The organism is Haemophilus sp. HMSC066A11 (genome assembly GCF_001811665.1).
In the GTDB taxonomy this organism is placed as follows: domain Bacteria; phylum Pseudomonadota; class Gammaproteobacteria; order Enterobacterales; family Pasteurellaceae; genus Haemophilus; species Haemophilus influenzae.
Genome location: NZ_KV805844.1, coordinates 1 through 455, shown reverse-complemented (window position 1 = coordinate 455; position 455 = coordinate 1). Strand labels below are relative to the sequence as shown.

1 protein-coding gene is annotated in these 455 nt (G+C 41.5%); it reads left to right on the top strand.

Features of this window, described 5'->3' with window-relative positions; genetic code table 11:
* On the top strand, positions 1-375 hold a 375-nt coding region (locus HMPREF2813_RS00235; protein ID WP_315940676.1), incomplete at its 5' end, for a ShlB/FhaC/HecB family hemolysin secretion/activation protein.
* Between the last annotated feature and the right edge of the window lie 80 nt (positions 376-455).

Sequence of the window (455 nt, the reverse complement as noted above, 5' to 3'; positions counted from 1 at the left end):
ATAGATTTATTCTCTGTAACAGGTACTTATGGCGTCAGAGGCTTTAAATACGGCGGTGCAAGTGGTGAGCGCGGTCTTGTATGGCGTAATGAATTAAGTATGCCAAAATACACCCGCTTTCAAATCAGCCCTTATGCGTTTTATGATGCAGGTCAGTTCCGTTATAATAGCGAAAATGCTAAAACTTACGGCGAAGATATGCACACGGTATCCTCTGCGGGTTTAGGCATTAAAACCTCTCCTACACAAAACTTAAGCCTAGATGCTTTTGTTGCTCGTCGCTTTGCAAATGCCAATAGTGACAATTTGAATGGCAACAAAAAACGCACAAGCTCACCTACAACCTTCTGGGGGAGATTAACATTCAGTTTCTAACCCTGAAATTTAATCAACTGGTAAGCGTTCCGCCTACCAGTTTATAACTATATGCTTTACCCGCCAATTTACAGTCTATA